This window comes from Stenotrophomonas sp. Marseille-Q5258, assembly GCF_946900935.1.
Classification (GTDB): Bacteria; Pseudomonadota; Gammaproteobacteria; order Xanthomonadales; family Xanthomonadaceae; genus Stenotrophomonas; species Stenotrophomonas nematodicola.
The window spans coordinates 117364-135618 of sequence record NZ_CAMPPN010000015.1; the positions used below are offsets into that span (position 1 = coordinate 117364).

Annotated in this window: 14 protein-coding genes and 1 pseudogene; 6 read left to right on the forward strand and 9 right to left on the reverse strand. The window is 68.3% G+C overall.

Going from position 1 to position 18255, the window contains the following annotated elements:
* Window positions 1-45: 45 nt before the first annotated feature.
* The 3 genes from OC534_RS11800 to OC534_RS11810 all read right to left on the reverse strand — a co-directional run bounded on the left by OC534_RS11800 (window position 46) and on the right by OC534_RS11810 (window position 3221).
* Complete coding sequence (locus OC534_RS11800) at window positions 46-1767, reverse strand: thiamine pyrophosphate-dependent enzyme (protein ID WP_262071831.1); 1722 nt, start codon at window positions 1765-1767, stop codon at window positions 46-48.
* A 75-nt stretch (window positions 1768-1842) separates the two neighbouring features.
* Complete coding sequence (locus tag OC534_RS11805; protein ID WP_262071832.1) at window positions 1843-2706, reverse strand: SH3 domain-containing protein; 864 nt, start codon at window positions 2704-2706, stop codon at window positions 1843-1845.
* 32 nt (window positions 2707-2738) lie between these two features.
* Window positions 2739-3221 (reverse strand): DUF3574 domain-containing protein, encoded by a 483-nt coding sequence (locus tag OC534_RS11810; protein ID WP_017356846.1) that lies wholly within the window; start codon window positions 3219-3221, stop codon window positions 2739-2741.
* A gap of 240 nt (window positions 3222-3461) precedes the next feature.
* Here OC534_RS11810 and OC534_RS11815 point away from each other — a divergent pair, with 240 nt between their 5' ends.
* The 5 genes from OC534_RS11815 to OC534_RS11835 all read left to right on the forward strand — a co-directional run bounded on the left by OC534_RS11815 (window position 3462) and on the right by OC534_RS11835 (window position 11571).
* Window positions 3462-5912 (forward strand): TonB-dependent receptor, encoded by a 2451-nt coding sequence (locus OC534_RS11815; RefSeq protein WP_262071833.1) that lies wholly within the window; start codon window positions 3462-3464, stop codon window positions 5910-5912.
* 80 nt (window positions 5913-5992) lie between these two features.
* Window positions 5993-6751 carry a trehalose-phosphatase gene (otsB, locus tag OC534_RS11820; protein ID WP_136003017.1) on the forward strand — a complete coding sequence of 253 codons (759 nt, stop codon included), beginning with the start codon at window positions 5993-5995 and terminating at the stop codon, window positions 6749-6751.
* A 54-nt stretch (window positions 6752-6805) separates the two neighbouring features.
* Complete coding sequence (locus OC534_RS11825) at window positions 6806-8596, forward strand: glycoside hydrolase family 15 protein (RefSeq protein WP_136003016.1); 1791 nt, start codon at window positions 6806-6808, stop codon at window positions 8594-8596.
* Entirely contained in the window at window positions 8593-9960 is a 1368-nt protein-coding gene (gene otsA, locus OC534_RS11830) for an alpha,alpha-trehalose-phosphate synthase (UDP-forming) (protein WP_136003015.1), read from the forward strand. Before OC534_RS11825 ends, otsA begins: the two co-directional genes overlap by 4 nt.
* 330 nt (window positions 9961-10290) lie before the next feature.
* Window positions 10291-11571, forward strand: a complete 1281-nt coding sequence (locus tag OC534_RS11835; protein ID WP_136003014.1) for an OmpA family protein — start codon at window positions 10291-10293, stop codon at window positions 11569-11571.
* A gap of 16 nt (window positions 11572-11587) precedes the next feature.
* Here OC534_RS11835 and OC534_RS11840 read toward each other — a convergent pair whose 3' ends face one another.
* Genes OC534_RS11840 through rluD form a run of 3 tightly spaced genes read right to left on the reverse strand, consistent with a single transcriptional unit; the run spans window position 11588 to window position 13736 of the window.
* On the reverse strand, window positions 11588-11983 hold the full coding sequence (locus OC534_RS11840) for a thiol-disulfide oxidoreductase DCC family protein (protein WP_153164696.1): 396 nt from the start codon (window positions 11981-11983) through the stop codon (window positions 11588-11590).
* A complete protein-coding gene (gene pgeF / locus OC534_RS11845) occupies window positions 11971-12747 on the reverse strand; it encodes a peptidoglycan editing factor PgeF (RefSeq protein ID WP_136003012.1) in 777 nt (258 codons plus the stop codon). The genes OC534_RS11840 and pgeF overlap by 13 nt, the downstream gene beginning before the upstream one ends.
* Complete coding sequence (rluD, locus tag OC534_RS11850; RefSeq protein ID WP_017356166.1) at window positions 12747-13736, reverse strand: 23S rRNA pseudouridine(1911/1915/1917) synthase RluD; 990 nt, start codon at window positions 13734-13736, stop codon at window positions 12747-12749. Before rluD ends, pgeF begins: the two co-directional genes overlap by 1 nt.
* Before the next feature lie 113 nt (window positions 13737-13849).
* On the opposite strand from rluD, the gene OC534_RS11855 reads away from it, so the two are divergent.
* Window positions 13850-14734, forward strand: coding sequence for an outer membrane protein assembly factor BamD (locus OC534_RS11855; protein WP_017356167.1), 885 nt, complete (start codon window positions 13850-13852; stop codon window positions 14732-14734).
* 187 nt (window positions 14735-14921) lie between these two features.
* On the opposite strand, the gene OC534_RS11860 is transcribed toward OC534_RS11855, so the two are convergent.
* The 3 genes and pseudogenes from OC534_RS11860 to sucC all read right to left on the reverse strand — a co-directional run.
* Window positions 14922-16556, reverse strand: a complete 1635-nt coding sequence (locus OC534_RS11860; protein ID WP_136003011.1) for an NAD+ synthase — start codon at window positions 16554-16556, stop codon at window positions 14922-14924.
* A gap of 177 nt (window positions 16557-16733) precedes the next feature.
* Window positions 16734-17609: a succinate--CoA ligase subunit alpha gene (gene sucD / locus OC534_RS11865; protein ID WP_017356169.1), complete on the reverse strand. Its 876-nt coding sequence runs from the start codon at window positions 17607-17609 to the stop codon at window positions 16734-16736.
* A 21-nt stretch (window positions 17610-17630) separates the two neighbouring features.
* Window positions 17631-18255 (reverse strand): annotated as a pseudogene (sucC, locus tag OC534_RS11870) (succinate--CoA ligase subunit beta); the annotation flags it as partial.

The following is an 18255-nucleotide window of genomic DNA, read 5'->3' on the forward strand; positions in this document are numbered from 1 at the left end:
CCGGCCAGCGGCCGGCACTACCACCGGTGGTGACGCCCGCCCGCCTCAGGGCTTGTTGAGGAAGTTGTTCGCCAGCAGGTCACGCACATCGCTCACCCGCCCGCTCAGCAGCGCCTTGGCCGCATATAGCGCGGTACCGGCCACCTGCTTGGCCTCCACCTGCGGCGGCATCACCAGTTCGGTCGGGCTGGTGTGCACGTCCAGCAGCGCCGGGCCGGGGTGCGCCAGCACGTCCTGCACGGCCTGCTCCAGGTCCTCCGAGCGGGTCACGGTGCGCCCGTAGAAGCCGATCACCTCTGCCAGCCGGCCGAAATCGGGGTTCTTCAGGTCGGTGTAGTTGTCCAGCAGACCTTCCACCTTCTGCTCCAGCTCGACGAAATTCAGCGAGCTGTTGTTGTAGACCACCACCTTGATCGGCAGGTTCTCCTGCACCGCGGTGAGCAGGTCGCCGAGCAGCATGGCGATGCCGCCGTCCCCGGACAGCGAGATCACCTGCCGGCCCGGATAGGCCTTCTGCAGGCCCAGCGCCTGCGGCATCGCGTTGGCCATCGTGCCGTGCAGCAGGCTGGTAAGGGTGCGGCGGCGGCCGTTGACGCGGATGTGGCGCAGGATCCATACCATCGGCGAGCCGCCGTCAGCGGTGAACAACGCATCATCACTGGCGTGCCGGTCGATCAGCGCAGTGAGGTGCTGCGGATGGATCAGCGTGCCCTCGCCGGGTTCCTCTTCCTTGGCCCGCGTGGCCAGCGCCTTGTCGCGATGGCCGATGCACTCGTCAAGGAAGCTGCGGTCGTCGCGCTCGGGCAGCAACGGCAGCAAGGCCTGCAGGGTCGGGCCGATGTCGCCGACCACCCCCACATCGACCGGATGGCGACGCCCCAGATGGCTGCCGTCGCGGTCCACCTGAATCAACGTGGCCTTGTCCGGGTAGTACTGGCCCCAGGCGAAGTCCGCGCCGAGCAGCAGCAGCGTGTCGCAGGCCATCAGCGTGTGGTAGCCCGACTCGATGCCGAAGATACCGGTCATGCCCATGTTGTACGGGTTGTCGTACTCCACGAAGTCCTTGGCGCGCGAGGTGTGCGCGATCGGCGCCTTGAGCCGCTCGCCCAGCGCCACCAGCAGGTCGTGCGCGTGCTCGCAGCCGGCCCCCGCATAGATGCCGATCCGCTTGCCCTCGCCGATCAGCGCGGCGATGCGCTGCAGTTCATCGTCCGAGGGGCGCAGCACCGGCTGGGTGTAATGCACCGAGAACGGCGGATCGTGCTTGACCTCGGCTTCGCTGATGTCGGCCGGCAGGATCACCACCGCCACGCCGCGCCGGCTGATCGCCGCCTGGCAGGCCAGCGTGACCACGCGGCGCGCCTGCTGCGGGCTGTACACCTGCTCGCAGAACACGCTGCAACTGGCGTACACGGATTTGAAATCCACTTCCTGCGGAAACTCCATGCCCAGCTCGGGGGTGACCACCTGGCTGGCGATCAGCACCATCGGCGCACGGTTGCGGTTGCTCTCGAAGATGCCGTTGATGAAATGCAGCCCGCCCGGCCCGCAGGACCCGGCGCAGGCAGTGAGCCTGCCGCTGATCAGCGACTCGGCACCGGCCGCGAACGCGGCTACCTCTTCATGGCGCATGTGCACCCAGTCGATGTCGCTGCGATGGATGGCATCGGTGACGTGGTTGAGGGTATCGCCGACGATGCCGTAGCAGTGACGGACACCGGCGGCCTGCAGGGTTTCAACCACGATCTCGGCAACGCGCTTGCTCATGACGGACATCCACTACCGGGGGGAAACCATCAGCCTAGACCCCGGCAGGTGACACTCGTGTGGGCGTGCGCGCACTCACGGCATCGCGTTCACCCATCCCAGCACATCGCCCCGGGTCGGGTTGTGGTAACGCACCTTTACCCAGCCATCGCGTTCGTCCAGCAGTTCCACCCGATCGTCGCGGAGCAGATAGCGCGAGGTGCGTCCCTCGCCCGGCCGGGCATGCAGCGGCAGCCGCGCCGGCACCACCGTGCCGCTGAACGGCGACAGGCGACCGGTGGATGCCGGCGTCACCAGGCCGTCGGCAATCGCCGTCTCCACGACAGCGCCCTGCGCATCGTAGGTGCTCCACACCGCGAACGGGCCGGTATCTGCGGTCTGCCTGACGAACAGCACCTGCTCGAACGCATCGCTGCCGTGGATGAAGCGCAGCGCACGGTACAGATGCAGACGCGGGCCGTCGTAGCGGTACAGATCCACGTACCACACCGCGCCGCTGCGGCAACTGCTGCTCAACGTACGGTTGGGCGCGTCCACGGTCAGCCCCATCAGGCCGCCGCACTGCGCATCGTCGTGGGGCGTTGGCGCCAGCGCCTGCATCGCCTTCTGCCGCGGATCGTAGCGATACACCGCCACCGCTTCGTTGACCATGCCCACCGAGGCCCGCGCGACCAGCTCCGGCCATCCGTCGAAATCGACGTCCTCGGCCGACAGGCGCGACTGCCCATCCACGTCGGGCGCACCCGGCAGCCGTTGCCGCGTACCCGACGGCGCGAGCGCGACCGTGATATCGCCGCCCTCCTCTACCTCCGCCTGCAGCCACACGCCAGCGGCGACCTCGGCGCGCAGCGTGTCCTGGCCCGCCGCCTGCGCGTGCGCACCCGGTGCTGCCAACGCCAGCAGCAGTGCCAGCGGCCATCCGTCCCAGTGATTCATCATCGTTCCCCGCCGCGCCACGGTGGCGCCCAATGTCAGAACGACACGTCAACCGCCTGCTGCGCCCACAGCACCGACTGGTGACCGGTGGCCTGCTTCCATGCCAGACGGATCGCCTCGATGTCGGCACGGCGCTGCGGGGTGTTCTCGTGCAGGACCACCAGCACTTTGGTGCGCAGGCGGTTGGGCTCGGCTGCGCCACGGAACAGCCACTGGCCGTAGGCATCGAACACGGTCAGGCCATCCGGGAAGCGCGGGGTGACCTGGGTGTCCAGGAAGTCGCGCCACTGCGCCTCGCTGATCGCATCGGTCTGTCTGCGCTCGGAGGCGCCGCTTTCCTCGCCCACGCCGAAGTACAGCTCGCTGCGCACCCACCCGGCTGCGGCATCGGGACGCGCGGCGTCGCCCTGCAGGGTGGCGGTGGCCGGCGGAGGCGCAGCCGGCTGGGCCGCAGGAGCGGCGGTGGCACAGCCGGTGGCCGCCAGGACCAGAGCGAGCAGAAAGGCATGGGACGTCATTGCGAAAACTCCAGAAAACAGGGCGTGCAGGGGAAGAAGCGTGCAGGACATCCGTCTCCCGCGCAGATCACCGTCGGCAATCAGCTGATGCCCGCACGTGATGGGACTTGCATCACACGGGGTCATCACGCCAAGATAATATATCGCTTCATCCGGATGGATTGGTAGTGCCGCCCATCAACCGGCAGCACCCGCGTCCTTCCCGCTTCTCCTCCCCCTCGTCGTCCTGCCGGAGTCCGCATGTCCCGTCCGTCCGCGTCGCGCCTTGGCCTTGCCATCGCGCTCGTCCTCTCCTCCCCCCTGCTTGCCCAGGACGCAACCGCGCAGGACGCGCCCGGCTCCGCCACCACCCTGGACACGGTGATCGTCACCGGCACGCGTGCCGTGGACCGTACCGTGCTGGAGTCCACCTCGCCGGTGGACGTACTCACCGCCGAGGACATCCGCAAGGCCGGCGTGGTCAACGGTGAACTGGGCAGCGCCCTGCAGGCGCTGCTGCCCTCGTTCAACTTCCCGCGCCAGTCCAACTCCGGGGGCGCCGACCATATCCGCGCCGCCCAGCTGCGCGGCCTGTCCCCGGATCAGGTGCTGGTACTGGTCAACGGCAAGCGCCGCCACAGCAGCGCGCTGGTCAACACCGACAGCAAGATCGGCAAGGGCACCACGCCGGTGGACTTCAATGCCATCCCGGTCAGCGCGATCAAACGCATCGAAGTGCTGCGCGACGGTGCCGGCGCCCTGTATGGCTCGGACGCGGTGGCGGGCGTGATCAACGTGATCCTCGACGACGGGGCCGACGGCGGCGCGATCGAAGCCAGCTTCGGTGCCAATCACACCGACCTCAAGCCGGTCGACCGCACCCTCACCGATGGCCAGACCAGCTACCTCAGCGCCAAGGTCGGCACCGCGCTGGGCGACGACGGCGGTTTCCTGCGCGTGGGCCTGGAGCTGAAGAACCACGAGGGCACCAACCGCGCCGGCTTCGACCAGATCCCGCCGTGGGACCAGAACGCCACCAACCTGGCGCTGCAGGGCAAGCGCAACTACGTGCTGGGCGACGGCCACACCAAGGACCTCAACGCCTGGATCAACACTGAACTGCCGTTCGGGCAGACGTCCAAGCTCTACTTCTTCAGCACGTTCAACCAGCGCGACAGCGAAGGCGCCAACTACTTCCGCTATCCGGACAGCGACGCCAACTGGGCGCAGGTGTATCCCAATGGCTACCGCCCGGTTTCCGAAGGCGAGAACCGCGACGTGCAGGCCGTGGCCGGCGCACGCGGCCAGTGGGGCGAGTGGAACTACGATGCCAGCATGGACTACGGCAGCAACAGCTTCACCTACCGCCTGCGCAACTCGCTCAACGCCTCGCTCGGCCCGACCAGCCCCACCCGCTTCAAGACCGGCGACTACCGCAACGAACTGACCGTGGCCAATCTCGACCTGGGGCGGGTGTTCGAGCAGGGTGACAGCATCACCCACAGCCTGGGCCTTGGCCTGGAAGCACGCCGCGACCACTACCAGACCCGGCCTGGCGACCCGAGCAGCTATGCGGCCGGCCCGTACACCGATCGCCCGACCGGCTCGCAGGCCGGCGGTGGCCTGACCCCGCAGGATGCCACCACGTTGTCGCGCGATGTGGCCAGCGCCTACGCCAGCCTGTCCAGCCAGGTCGGCGAGCACTTCTCCAGCGATCTGGCCGCACGCTACGAACACAGCGATGATTACGGCGGCGAGCTCACCGGCAAGCTCGGCCTGCGCTACGAATTCACCCCGGCGTTCGCGCTGCGTGGCGCAGTCTCCAACAACTTCCGCGCGCCTTCGTTGGCGCAGATCGGCTATGAATCCACCTCTACCGGCTACAACGCCGCCGGCCAGCTGGTGCAGGGCCGGGTGCTCTCGGTGAACAACCCCATCGCGCGCGGACTGGGCGCCCGCGACCTGAAGCCGGAGAAGTCGCTCAACACCAGCCTGGGCTTCACCAGCCGCATCGGCGATCACTTCGACGTCTCGCTGGATTTCTTCCAGATCGATATCGACGACCGCATCGCGCTGTCCGAGAGCATCACCGGCGATGCGCTGACCGACTACGTGCAGCAGCAGTTCGGCGTGGCCGGCCTGCAGAGCGCCAGCTTCTTCGTCAATGCTGCCGACACCCGTACCCGCGGCGCGGAACTGGTGAGCAACTGGCGACAGTCGCTCGGCACGGGCGAGCTGGTGCTGACCGGGACCTACGCCTATACCAGGACCACGCTGAAGAACGTCCTGGCCACCCCCGCCAGCCTGCGCGCGCTGGATCCGGACTACGTGCTGTTCGGCGTGGAAGAGACCAACACGCTGACCGACGCCACCCCGCGCACCCGCGCGTCACTGGCCGCGAGCTGGGCCAACGACCGCTGGTCGCTGAGCAGCCGGGTCAACCGTTATGGCAGCGTCACCCGCGTGTTCAACTTCGGTGATGGCTACCTTCCACGCCAGACCTACGGTGCCGAGTGGCAGCTGGATGCCGAAGTGGAGTTCAGGATCACGCCGCAGTGGAGCGTGGCGGTGGGCGGGCAGAACCTGACCGACAACTACTCCGATCCCTCCAATGACGACATCCATTACTTCGGCAACCTGCCGTATGACGTGCTGTCGCCGATCGGCAGCAACGGCGCGTACTTCTACGGGCGCGTGCGATATACGTTCTGACGGCGCTGCCGGCCGGCACCACCGTGTGGATGTGATTGCCATTACCTGGCGATCACATCCACGCTGGCATGTTGGCCCGCATGGCCAACGACTTCCCCCACCGTCCGCCGCCGCCACTGCTGGACGATGCCTGTGCGCTGTTCCTGGACGTGGATGGCACCCTCATCGAGTTCGCCGATGACCCCGACGCGGTGCAGCTGCTGCCGGACATCCGCGAGGCCATCGGGCGCATCAGCGACCGCCTTGAAGGTGCGGTCGCGCTGATCAGCGGCCGGCCGCTGGATCAACTCGACCGGCTGTTCGCCCCGCTGCACCTGCCGGCGGCAGGCCTGCACGGTCACGAACTGCGCCACGGCGATGGCCGGGTGGACAGCACCGTGCCCGGCACCGATGCCGGCGAATGGCTGCACGCACTCCACCAGCAGGCGATGCGCTTTGCCCACGGCAAGCCCGGTGTTCTGGTCGAGGACAAGGGCCAGAGCCTCGCACTGCACTGGCGCGGTGCACCGCATGCCGCACCCGAGGTGCGTGCCTTTGCCGAGCGGCACATCCGCGGCCACACCGGCTACCGGCTGCAGCCGGGCGACCACGTCGTCGAATTCGTTCCCGAAGGCAGCGACAAGGGCCGCGCCCTGCGCCGGCTGATGCTCGCCCCGCCCTTCCGCGACCGGTTGCCGGTGTTCCTCGGCGACGATCTCACCGACGAGTACGGGTTCGGCGCCGCCAACGATCTGCACGGCTGGAGCGTGCTCGTGGGGGCACGCGAGCCCAGCGCGGCGGTGTTCGCGTTGCCGCATATCCGTGCCGTGCATGCCTGGTTGCGCGAGAACGCGTACTGAGCATCGCCACTGCCCCCGGCCCCCTGCGCCGGCTTGACCCGAGAGTTTCATGACATGAGTAGTGACACCGTCCCCACCCTGGACCTGGGCGTTGTTGGCAATGGCAGCTTCGGCGCGTTGATCGACAAACACGCCCGCGTGGTCTGGAGCTGCCTGCCCACCTTCGATGGCGACCCGACCTTCTGCGCCCTGCTCGAACCGAACCAGCAGACCGGCGGCGACTTCGGCATCGAGCTGGAAGACCTGGTCGGCAGCGAACAGACCTACCTGACCAACACCGCCATCCTGCGCACCGTGCTTCACGACAAGCACGGCGGCGCCCTGGAGATCATCGACTTCGCGCCGCGCTGGCGCCAGAACGACCGCTTCTACCGGCCCGTCAGCCTGATCCGCCAGGTGCGGCCGCTGGCCGGCAATCCCCGCATTATCGTGCGCGCGCGCCCGCTGGCCGACTGGGGTGCACGCGTACCCGACGCCACCTGGGGCAGCAACCACATCCGCTGGGTCCTGCCCGACCACATCCTGCGGCTCACCACTGATGTACCGGTACGCTTCGTGCGCGACGGCCTGCCGTTCACGCTCAACCACCCGGTGCACCTGGTGCTGGGCGTGGACGAGTCGCTGGACCGCTCCCTCAGCGGTTATGTGCAGGAAGCCTTCCAGCGTACCCGCGACTACTGGCGCGAATGGGTGCGCTACCTGTCCATTCCGCTGGAGTGGCAGGACGCGGTGATCCGCAGCGCGATCACACTCAAGCTGTGCCAGTACGAGGACAGTGGCGCGATCATCGCGGCAATGACCACGTCCATTCCGGAGGCGCCGGGCAGCATCCGCAACTGGGACTACCGCTACTGCTGGCTGCGCGACGCCGCGTTCGTGGTGCGCGCGCTCAACCGCCTCGGCGCGACCCGGACGATGGAACAGTTCCTGGGCTACATCTTCAATCTGGCCACGGCTGATGGCAGCCTGCAGCCGCTTTACGGCATCGGCTTCGAGGCAAAGCTGGACGAGGACGAAGTGCCCTCGCTCTCCGGCTACCGCGGCATGGGCCCGGTCCGGCGCGGCAATCTGGCCTGGGTGCAGCGCCAGCACGATGTGTACGGCAGCGTGGTGCTGGCCTCCACCCAGCTGTTCTTCGACCGCCGCCTGCAGGACCCGGGCGATGCACACACCTTCGCGCGCCTGGAACCGCTCGGCGAACAGGCCTTCGCGCTGCATGATGTGCCCGATGCCGGGTTGTGGGAGTTCCGTGGGCGCACCGAGGTGCACACCTATACCAGCGCGATGTGCTGGGCCGCGTGCGACCGGCTGTGCAAGATCGCGGTGCGGCTCAAGCTCGATGACCGCGCGGCCTACTGGCGCGACCGCGCCGATACGATCCACGCGCGCATCATGGCCGAGGCGTGGAGCGAGGAACTGGGCCACTTCACCGACACCTACGGCGGCCACCGCCTGGACGCCTCGCTGCTGCTGCTGGCCGACATCGGGTTCATCGAGGCGCACGACGCACGCTTCGTGGCCACCGTCGAAGCGATCGGCCGCGACCTCAAGCACGGTGATGCACTGTACCGCTACGTGGCGCCGGACGACTTCGGCGAGCCGGAAACCAGCTTCACCATCTGCACCTTCTGGTACATCGATGCGCTGGCCGCGATTGGCCGCATGGACGAAGCGCGTGACATGTTCGAGATGCTGCTGTCCCGGCGCAACCACCTCGGCCTGCTGTCCGAGGATCTGGCCTTCGACAGCGGCGAAGCGTGGGGCAACTTCCCGCAGACGTACTCGCATGTCGGCCTGGTGACCGCCGCGATGCGTCTGTCGCGCAGCTGGCAGGAGGCGTCATGAGCAGGCTGGTCGTGGTGTCCAACCGGGTGGCGGTCCCGGGCGAAAACCGCGCTGGCGGCCTGGCCGTGGGCCTGCTGGCCGCACTCAAGGAACGCGGGGGCGTCTGGTTCGGCTGGAGCGGCAAGGCGGTGCGCGATCCCAGCGGCGCGCTGCACGAGCAGGTGGACGGCGACATCCGCTACGTCACGATGGACCTCAACAAGCGCGATGTGGACGGTTACTACAACGGCTTCGCCAACCGCACGCTGTGGCCGCTGCTGCACTTCCGCCTGGACCTGGTCGACTACGACCGCGCCACCCGCGAAACGTACCGCCGGGTCAATGCGCTGTTCGCCGAGAAGCTCGCGCCGCTGCTGCGCGACGACGACATCGTGTGGATCCATGACTACCATCTGATCCCGCTGGCCTCGCTGCTGCGCGAGCGCGGCATCGGGTGCCGCATCGGGTTCTTCCTGCACGTGCCGATGCCCTCGGCCGACCTGCTGCAGGCCATGCCGGACCACCTGCGCCTGTTCTCCAGCCTGTATGCGTACGATCTGGTCGGCTTCCAGACCCAGCGCGACGCCGACCGTTTCCAGTCGTATGTACGTCTGTTCGGCGGCGGGCGCGTGGTGGGCGATGGCGAACTGGAGGCACCGGGAGGGCGGCGCTTCCGCGCGGCGGCGTTCCCGATCGGCATCGATACCGGCCACATCGCGCGCCAGGCCGGGGCCGGCGCCAGCAAGCCGGCCGTGCGCGCCCTGCGCAACAGCCTGGGCGACCGCCAGCTGGCCATTGGCGTGGACCGCCTGGACTACTCCAAGGGCCTGCCCGAACGCTTCCTCGGCTTCGAGCGCTACCTCGAACGCCACCCCGACCAGCGCGGCAGCCTGACCTACCTGCAGATCGCGCCGGTGTCGCGTGGCGACGTCAACGAGTACCGTCAGCTGCGCGGCCAGCTGGAGCAGATCGCCGGACACATCAACGGCGGCCATGCCGCGCCGGACTGGACGCCGCTGCGCTACGTCAACCAGAACTTCACCCACGCCACCCTGACCGGCTTCTACCGGGCGGCCGCCGTGGGCCTGGTCACCCCGCTGCGCGACGGCATGAACCTGGTGGCCAAGGAGTACGTGGCCTCGCAGGACCCGGAGAATCCCGGCGTGCTGGTGCTGTCACTGCTGGCCGGCGCGGCCGATGAGCTGAAGCACGCGCTGCTGGTCAATCCGCACGACCTGGACGGCGTGGCCGATGCCATCGCCACGGCCGCCACCATGCCGCTGCGCAAACGCGTGGAACGGTGGCAGGCCATGATGGACCACCTGCGCACCTACGACATCAATCACTGGCGGCAGACCTACCTGGAGGCGCTGGAAAGCGCCTGACGCGCGGCGACGGCGCTGCGCATCGCCGTCGCTTTCGGCCCGGCTTCTGCCCTGCAGATGTCTCTTTTCGCGCGCGTGAGGTGACGGCACGTGCGGGTGTCGTCTTCGACACGTGCCGCCGGACAGACCGTGCTGTCCCAAGCCGCCAAAAGCGATAGGCGGCGCGAATGGATCTGCGCAAACGCAACTTTCTGCGGCAGTGGCTTGCGAATTTTCATTCGCCATTGACAGGGACTAACGACATTCAGGCCCCCAGAGCCCCCCGACAAGGCGTGGGCCAGGCACGTGCGACGTGATGCGCACGGTCTTTTCAACTGGGGATTTGAAGACATGTCATCGCTTGACCGCTTGATCGAAGATGCCGCCTCCCGGCTTAATCTGGGCTACCGCGCGCGCAGCGTGGTAACGGTGTTGACCGCGTACATCGCCACCCGCGAAGACGGGTTGGCTGGACTGGGCGACCAGTTCGAGCGCGCCGGGGTGGGCGCGCTGTTCCACAGCTGGTGCCGCGGCGACGAGCAGCCGATCGTCGCCAGCCAGCTCGAGCGCGCCATCGGCCGCGAGGACCTGGCGCGCCTGGCCCGCCGCGCCGGCTTTCCACCCGGCATCTTCGCCGTCATCGTCGCCGAGTTGCTGCCGCCACTGGTGGATCTGCTGACCACCACCAACGGCGCGCCGGTGGCGCTGCGTGCCCGCCGCCTGGACGCGCATGCCGCCGGCGCGGCGGGCCAGGCCGTGCGGGGCGTGGCCGTGCGCAGCATCCTGGCCTGCCTGATCGGCGTGTCACTGATCCTGGCCACCAGCTGGCTGTACCTGGTCACCCGGGCGCCGCCGCAGGACACGTCCGCCACGCGGGTGGCGCCGGTGGCGGACGCGCGGTTGTCACTGGTGGTCGACGGCGATCACGTGCGGGTGGACGGACGGCTGCCGCGTGCCGCCGACCAGCGCCGGGTATGGAACGCGCTGGTACAGCGCTACGGGGAGGACAACGTACGCGGCCAACTGCAGGTGGATGGCGGAACGCGACCGCCGCGCTGGCAGGACCGGCTGATCGCCCACCTGCCCGCCCTGCTCGCCCCCGGCCTGCGGCTCGATCTGGAGGGCGAGCACATCCGCGTGGACAGCCGTGCGCTGACCGTGCAGGACCGGCTGGGTGTCACCCGGGTACTGCGTGATCACTTCGGTGCCTTCGACGTGCGCGGACTATGGACGCCGGGCATCGCCGCCCTGCACGCGCTGCCGCCCGACGCCACGCCCGATGCGGTGGTGGTCGCGCTCAACCAGACCGTGGTGAAGTTCCAGCCCGAGGCGACGGCGCTCACCGGCGACTCCCTGGATACCCTGCACGCCACCGCGGCGGCGCTCCGCCAGCTGCCGGCCGGCACCCGGGTGGAGGTCGGCGTGCATACCGACAGTCACGGCGATGCCGCCGCCAGGCGCGCTCTGAGCCAGCAGCGGGCCGAGTCGCTGGTGCTGGCACTGCACCTGCTGGATGTGCCGATGGGGATGCTGGACGCAATGGGGCACGGTGCCGACGATCCGATCGCCGACAACCGCAGCGAGGCCGGCCGCGCACAGAACCGGCGCGTGGTCTACCGGCTGCTGCGCTGAGCGGCCGGCGCAGCGCTCACGCCAGGAAGCGCCGTGCCTGTTCCGCACTCGGCAGGAAACAGCTGTCGTGGCGGCCGAACCAGCGGTAGCGATTGCGTGCCAGCGCCCGGTAGGCGCGATCACGCAGCCGGCGCGGGACCGCGCGCAGCACCACAGCCAGCCGCCACGGCCCGCCCAGCCCGACCAGCACCCGCACGATGGCATCGGTATCGGTCCAGGCGCGGCCGTCCTCCAGCAGCAGGAACGACAGCGGATCGTCCGGGTCCAGCCCATGCTGCCGCAGCAGGACGCGCCCGTGCGTGCCCTGCATCGCGGCGAAGCGGTAGCGCTCCTGCCGGTCGACTCGCAGCAGGAAGCGCACCCAGCGGCTGCACAGTGCGCAGACGCCGTCGAAGACGATTACCCCCGCCATACCAGCGTGGCCATGCGGCCAGTGCGACGATCGCGGCGATGCGAGAAGTAGTGCTCCGGCGCCGCGATGGTGCACCGGGTACCGCCGCTGATGGCGGCCGCATCCAACCCGGCTGCCTGCAGACGCTGACGGGCCAGCGCGTACAGATCCACCCGCCAATGACCCGGGCGGGTGGCCTGGAAGGCCGTGGCCGCGTCGGCCGTGTGCGCAAGGAAGGCAACCCTGACCTCCTCACCCACCTCGTAGTGCGCCGGACCGGCGGCCGGCCCCAGCCACGCCTGCAGCTGCGACGGCACCGTGCGCATGGCGGCCACCGTGGCTTCAAGCATGCCGTCGGCCAGGCCGCGCCAGCCGGCATGCGCCGCGCCGATCTCGCTGCCGTCGCGCGCGGCGAACACCACCGGCAGGCAATCGGCGGTCAGGATGGCCAGGACCACGCCTGTGGCCGACGTCACCGCCGCATCGGCAGTGGGTTCGGCGTCGATCCCGGCCGCCCTCGGCGGCGCATCGAAACGCAGCACCGTGGTGCCATGCACCTGGCGCAGCCAATGCGGGGCCGAGGGCAGTACCAGGCCGGCCTGGAGCAGGTCGCGGTTGCGCTGCACCTGCGCCGGGTCGTCACCGTCGGCGGCGTACCGGTTGCCCATGTTGAACTGGTCGAACGGCGCCACCGACCCGCCTGCGCCGTAGCGCAGGGTGGTCAGCGCCTGCACGCCCGGCGGCGCGCGCCACTCGGCCGGCAGTACCGGAAGCGAGGCGTCCATCAACGGCGCCCGCGCTCCAGTTCGGCGAAGTGCCTGCTGTCTTCGCGCAGCGCGTGCAGCAGCGCCAGCATGTCCGCCGGCGGCGGCGCGCTGTTGCGGATCGGCTCGCCGGTGACCGGGTGGGTGAACTCCAGCGTTTCGGCGTGGAGTGCCTGGCGCTTGAAGCCGCGCAGCGCGGCGACCAGCTCATCGCTGGCGCCCTTGGGCAGCTTCAGCGCGCCGCCATACAGCTGATCGCCGATGATCGGATGGCGCAGGTGCGCCATGTGCACGCGGATCTGATGGGTGCGGCCGGTTTCCAGGCGGCATTCCAGCGCGGTGTGCGCGCGGAAGCGCTCACGCAGGCGGTAATGGGTGATCGCGTCCTTGCCGTCCTCACGCACGGCCATGCGCACGCGGTCGCGCGGATGGCGGTCGATGGCGGCGGTAGCGGTGCCCCCGGAGACCAGCGCGCCCACCACCACCGCCAGGTACTGGCGATGCACTTCGCGCGCGGACAACTGCGCCACCAGCGCGGTCTGCGCCTCCAGCGTGCGCGCGATGACCATGACGCCACTGGTGTCCTTGTCCAGCCGGTGCACGATGCCTGCGCGCGGCAGGACCGCCAGCGACGGGTCACGGAACAGCAGGGCGTTGACCAGCGTGCCGGTGGGGTTGCCCGCACCGGGGTGGACCACCAGGCCGACCGGCTTGTTGATGACGAACACGTGCTCGTCCTCGTACAGGACCTCCAGCGGGATGTCCTCCGGCTCGGCATGGGTCTGGGTGTCGAGCACGACAAGCAGGCTGGCGACCTCGCCGCCGCGCACCGGGTCGCGCGGGCGCGCCGGCTCGCCGTCCAGCAGCAGATCGCCGGATTTGATCCACTCGGTCAGGCGCGAGCGGGAGTATTCAGGGAAAAGTTCGGCAACCACCGCATCGAAGCGGCGGCCGGCGGCGGTATCGGGCACGATGGCCTGACGGGGGTTTTCAGCTGGGGTATCGGACATGGGAACCACGCGGGGAGACAATTTTGGGGTCCGGGCGACCACTTTCAGTCGCAGGACAGGCCACTAGGCTATCATCGACCCTTCGTATTCCAGCCGCGTCCCGCCCTGACCCCATGATCCGACGCTCCGTTCTGCTGTCCGCGCCCGTCCGCCTCGCCGCCCTGATGCTGGTGCTGCTCTTCGTCGCCACCGGCTGCCATCGCGGTACCAAGGGCAAGAATCCGGATGAAGGGCTGCCGGTCGAGCAGCTCTATGACAAGAGCCACAAACTGATGGAGGGGGGCAACTGGAGCGGTGCCGAGGCCAGTTTCCGCCGTCTGGTGGCCCAGTACCCCTACGGCCCGTACACCGAGCAGGCGATGATCGAATCGGCCTACGCCCAGTACAAGGCCGGCAAGCACGATGACGCGGTGTCCAGCATCGACCGCTTCATCCGTACCTACCCGACCCACCGCAACATCGCCTACCTGTACTACCTCCGCGGCCTGGCCAACGGCAACCGCGACACGGTGTTCCTGCGCCGGGTGTGGTCCCTGGACCCGAGCCGCCGCGACCTGTCCGCCCCGCGCCAGGCCTACGCCGACTTCACCATCGTGACTGAGCGCTACCCCAACAGCCGCTATGCCGCCGACGCCCGCCAGCGCATGATCGTGCTGCGCGACGTGTTCGCCCAGCACGAGCTGGACAACGCCCTGTACTACCTGCGCCGCCAGGCCTGGGTGTCGGCCGCCGGCCGCGCCAACTACCTGCTGGAAACCTACCCGCAGAGCGCCTTCCAGTACGACGCCGTGGCCACCCTGGCCGAGGCGTACACGCACCTGGACAACAAGCCGCTGGCCGACGACGCCCGCCGCGTGCTCGAGCTGAACCAGCCCGACCACCCGTGGCTGCAGGGCAAGTGGCCGAAGTACCCGTGGATGGTGCGCAAGCTGAACCCGTTTGCCGGCGAGAAATCGGCCAGCACCGGTCAGCGCAACGCCACGATCAACCGCAAGTAATCCCTGCGGTGACGAAGAAAAGGGCCCGGTTCGGGCCCTTTTTTTTTGGCTCCTCTCCAAGGGAGGGGACACGCCTCTGAGCCTGGGGCCGCAAGGCGTGTGTTTCCCGCCGAGGACCCTCGCCAGCGCCTGGCGTTCGTGACCTCGCGGTTGGCCGCGGGGCCTGTGCCAGGCGCCGTCGCGGGTGTCAGCCCTTGTAGCCGTTGCTGATCGGGTAGCGGCGTTCGCGGCCGAAGGCGCGTCGCGACACCTTGGGACCGGGCGCGGCCTGGTGGCGCTTCCACTCGCTTGTGCGCACCAGGCGCAGCACGCGGTCCACCACTTCCGGCGCGTAGCCGGCCCCCACGATCTCCTCGCGCGACTGTTCCTGGTCGACGTAGCGGTACAGGATGCCATCGAGCACATCGTAGGCGGGCAGCGAGTCCTGGTCGGTCTGGTTGGCCCGCAGTTCGGCGGATGGCGGCCGGGCAATCACCGCCGGCGGAATCACCGGCGCGCCCCCGACCGTGTTGCGCCACTTGGACAGGCCGAACACCTCGGTCTTGTACAGGTCCTTCAGCGGCGCGTAGCCACCGCACATGTCGCCGTAGATGGTGGCGTAGCCCACCGCGTATTCGCTCTTGTTGCCGGTGGTGAGCAGCAGCCCGCCGAACTTGTTGGACAGCGCCATCAGGATCACGCCGCGGCTGCGCGACTGCAGGTTCTCCTCGGTGACATCGGCCGGCTGGCCCTCGAACATCGGGCCGAGCGCGCGCATCAGGCCCTCGAACACCGGTTCGATCGACACCGCTTCAAGCCTCACCCCCAGCGCGCGGCACTGCTCGGCCGCCAGATCGTTGGACATGTCGGCGGTGTAGCGCGACGGCAGCCGCACTGCGGTGACGTTGGCCGCGCCCAGCGCATCCACGGCCATCGCCAGCACCAGCGCCGAATCGATACCGCCGGACAGGCCCAGCCACACCTTCTTGAAGCCGTTCTTGCGGCAGTAGTCCTGGATGCCCCGGGTGACTGCACGCCAGGCCAGCGCGTCCATGCTCTCGTCGCCATCGTCGATCCACTCGCGCGGCAGGAAGCGACGCGTCTGCGCGTCGTAGTCCACGACCAGCCACTGGTCGGTGAACGCCGCCGCTGCCGGGTGCACCGTGCCATCGCCATCGGCGACCACCGAGGCGCCGTCGAAGACCAGCGCATCCTGCCCCCCCACCACATTGAGGTAGGCGATCGCCGCACCGCTTTCACGGGTACGTGCGGCCAGCACGGCATCGCGCTCGGCATGCTTGCCGCGCTCGTACGGCGAGGCGTTGGGCACCACCACCAGCTGCGCGCCCTGGCGCACGGTATCGGCCAGCGGCTCGGCGAACCACAGGTCCTCGCAGATCAGCAGGCCCACCGGCACGCCCTTGATCTCGAACACGCAGCTGCCGCCGTCCGGGTCGACATCGAAGTAGCGGCGCTCGTCGAACACCGCGTAGTTGGGCAGTTCGCGCTTGCGATAGGTGTGCAGGACCTGGCCATCGCGCAGCACGCTGGCCGCGTTGTAGACCACCGCACCGGCGGCCTGCGGCCAGCCAACCACGGCGGTGATGCCCTGGGTGGCCGCAGCGATGCGCTCCAGCGCCTGCTGGCAGTCGTACAGGAAACGCGGCCGCAGCAGCAGGTCCTCCGGCGGATAGCCGCTGATGGCCAGTTCCGGGAATACCACCAGTTCGGCGCCGTACTCGTCGCGCGCCTCGCCGATCATCGTGATGATGGTATCGGTGTTCTGCGCGACGGCACCTACCGGGAAGTCGAACTGGGCCAGGGCAATGCGAAGCGACGTCATGAGATACAGCCTGGTGGTTGCAATGCCCCATTGTAGTGCCGGCCGCTGGCCGGCAGCCATGTGGACACGTGCCACGCCCCAACGCAGAAAGGCCGCCCGGAGGCGGCCTTTCTGTTTGACGCCGCCGACCAGCGGTCGGCGCTTCAGGCATGTCCACCGCGTACGCGGCGGGCGGCCTTACTTCACCAGCTTGGCGATCGCGGCACCCAGGTCGCCCGGCGAACGCACGGTGACGACGCCGGCAGCTTCCATCGCGGCGAACTTGCCTTCCGCAGTGCCCTTGCCGCCCGAGGCGATCGCACCGGCGTGGCCCATGCGCTTGCCGGCCGGAGCCGACGCACCGGCGATGAAACCGACGACCGGCTTCTTCACGTGGTTCTTGATGTACTCGGCACCGGCTTCCTCGGCGTCGCCGCCGATTTCGCCGACCATGATGATGCCTTCGGTCTGCGGGTCTTCGTTGAACAGCTTGAGGCAGTCGACGAAGTTCAGGCCGTTGATCGGGTCACCACCGATGCCGATGCAGGTGGACTGGCCCAGGCCGACTTCGGTGGTCTGCTTGACCGCTTCATAGGTCAGGGTGCCCGAACGCGACACGATGCCGATCTTGCCCGGCTTGTGGATGTGGCCCGGCATGATGCCGATCTTGCACTCGCCCGGGGTGATCACGCCGGGGCAGTTCGGCCCGATCAGCACGGTGTCCGGATGCGAACGGGTCAGCACGTTCTTGACGCGCAGCATGTCCAGCACCGGAATGCCTTCGGTGATGCACACGATGACCTTGATGCCGGCAGCGGCCGCTTCCAGGATCGCATCGGCCGCGTACGGCGGCGGCACGTAGATGACCGAAGCATTGGCGCCGGTGCTCTGCACGGCGTCGGCAACGGTGTTGAAGACCGGCAGATCGATGTGGGTGGTGCCGCCCTTGCCGGGGGTCACGCCGCCAACAACCTGGGTGCCGTACTCGATCATCTGAGTGGCGTGGAAGGTGCCCTGCTGGCCGGTGAAGCCCTGCACGATCACCTTGGTGTTCTTATTGATCAAAACAGACATTGTTATTCCTTCGGTGTCGGATCAGGCGGCGTTCTTGACAGCTTCAACGACCTTCTTGGCACCGTCGTTGATGTTGTCGGCCGGGATGATGGCCATGCCGCTGTCACGCAGCAGCTGCTTGCCTTCTTCCACGTTGGTGCCTTCCAGGCGCACCACGACCGGAACCTTGACGCCCACTTCCTTCACAGCGGCGATGATGCCTTCGGCAATCATGTCGCAGCGGACGATGCCGCCGAAGATGTTGACGAAGATGCCTTCGACCTTGTCCGAGGACAGGATCAGCTTGAACGCTTCGATGACGCGCTGCTTGTTCGCACCGCCGCCCACGTCCAGGAAGTTCGCCGGCTCGCCGCCGTTGAGCTTGATGACGTCCATCGTGGCCATGGCCAGACCGGCGCCGTTGACCATGCAGCCGATGTTGCCGTCCATCGTGACGTAGTTGATGTCCAGCTCCGAGGCGATCACTTCGGTCGGATCTTCCTGGGTCTTGTCGCGCATGGCGACCAGCGCCTTCTGACGGAACGCGGCGTTGTCGTCGCTGTCGAACTTGCCGTCCAGCGCGTACAGGTTGCCGTCGTCCAGGATGGCCAGCGGGTTGATTTCAACCAGCGCCAGATCCTTTTCGTTGAACAGGCGGTACAGGTTC

Coding starts and splice junctions, on each gene's coding strand:
- OC534_RS11855 (WP_017356167.1), top strand. CDS start 13,850: ATGATCCGACGCTCCGTTCTGCTGTCCGCGCCCGTCCGCCTCGCCGCC.
- OC534_RS11840 (WP_153164696.1), bottom strand. CDS start 11,983: ATGGCGGGGGTAATCGTCTTCGACGGCGTCTGCGCACTGTGCAGCCGC.
- rluD (WP_017356166.1), bottom strand. CDS start 13,736: ATGTCCGATACCCCAGCTGAAAACCCCCGTCAGGCCATCGTGCCCGAT.
- otsA (WP_136003015.1), top strand. CDS start 8,593: ATGAGCAGGCTGGTCGTGGTGTCCAACCGGGTGGCGGTCCCGGGCGAA.
- OC534_RS11810 (WP_017356846.1), bottom strand. CDS start 3,221: ATGACGTCCCATGCCTTTCTGCTCGCTCTGGTCCTGGCGGCCACCGGC.
- pgeF (WP_136003012.1), bottom strand. CDS start 12,747: ATGGACGCCTCGCTTCCGGTACTGCCGGCCGAGTGGCGCGCGCCGCCG.
- OC534_RS11800 (WP_262071831.1), bottom strand. CDS start 1,767: ATGAGCAAGCGCGTTGCCGAGATCGTGGTTGAAACCCTGCAGGCCGCC.
- otsB (WP_136003017.1), top strand. CDS start 5,993: ATGGCCAACGACTTCCCCCACCGTCCGCCGCCGCCACTGCTGGACGAT.
- OC534_RS11835 (WP_136003014.1), top strand. CDS start 10,291: ATGTCATCGCTTGACCGCTTGATCGAAGATGCCGCCTCCCGGCTTAAT.
- OC534_RS11815 (WP_262071833.1), top strand. CDS start 3,462: ATGTCCCGTCCGTCCGCGTCGCGCCTTGGCCTTGCCATCGCGCTCGTC.
- OC534_RS11805 (WP_262071832.1), bottom strand. CDS start 2,706: ATGATGAATCACTGGGACGGATGGCCGCTGGCACTGCTGCTGGCGTTG.
- sucD (WP_017356169.1), bottom strand. CDS start 17,609: ATGTCTGTTTTGATCAATAAGAACACCAAGGTGATCGTGCAGGGCTTC.
- OC534_RS11825 (WP_136003016.1), top strand. CDS start 6,806: ATGAGTAGTGACACCGTCCCCACCCTGGACCTGGGCGTTGTTGGCAAT.
- OC534_RS11860 (WP_136003011.1), bottom strand. CDS start 16,556: ATGACGTCGCTTCGCATTGCCCTGGCCCAGTTCGACTTCCCGGTAGGT.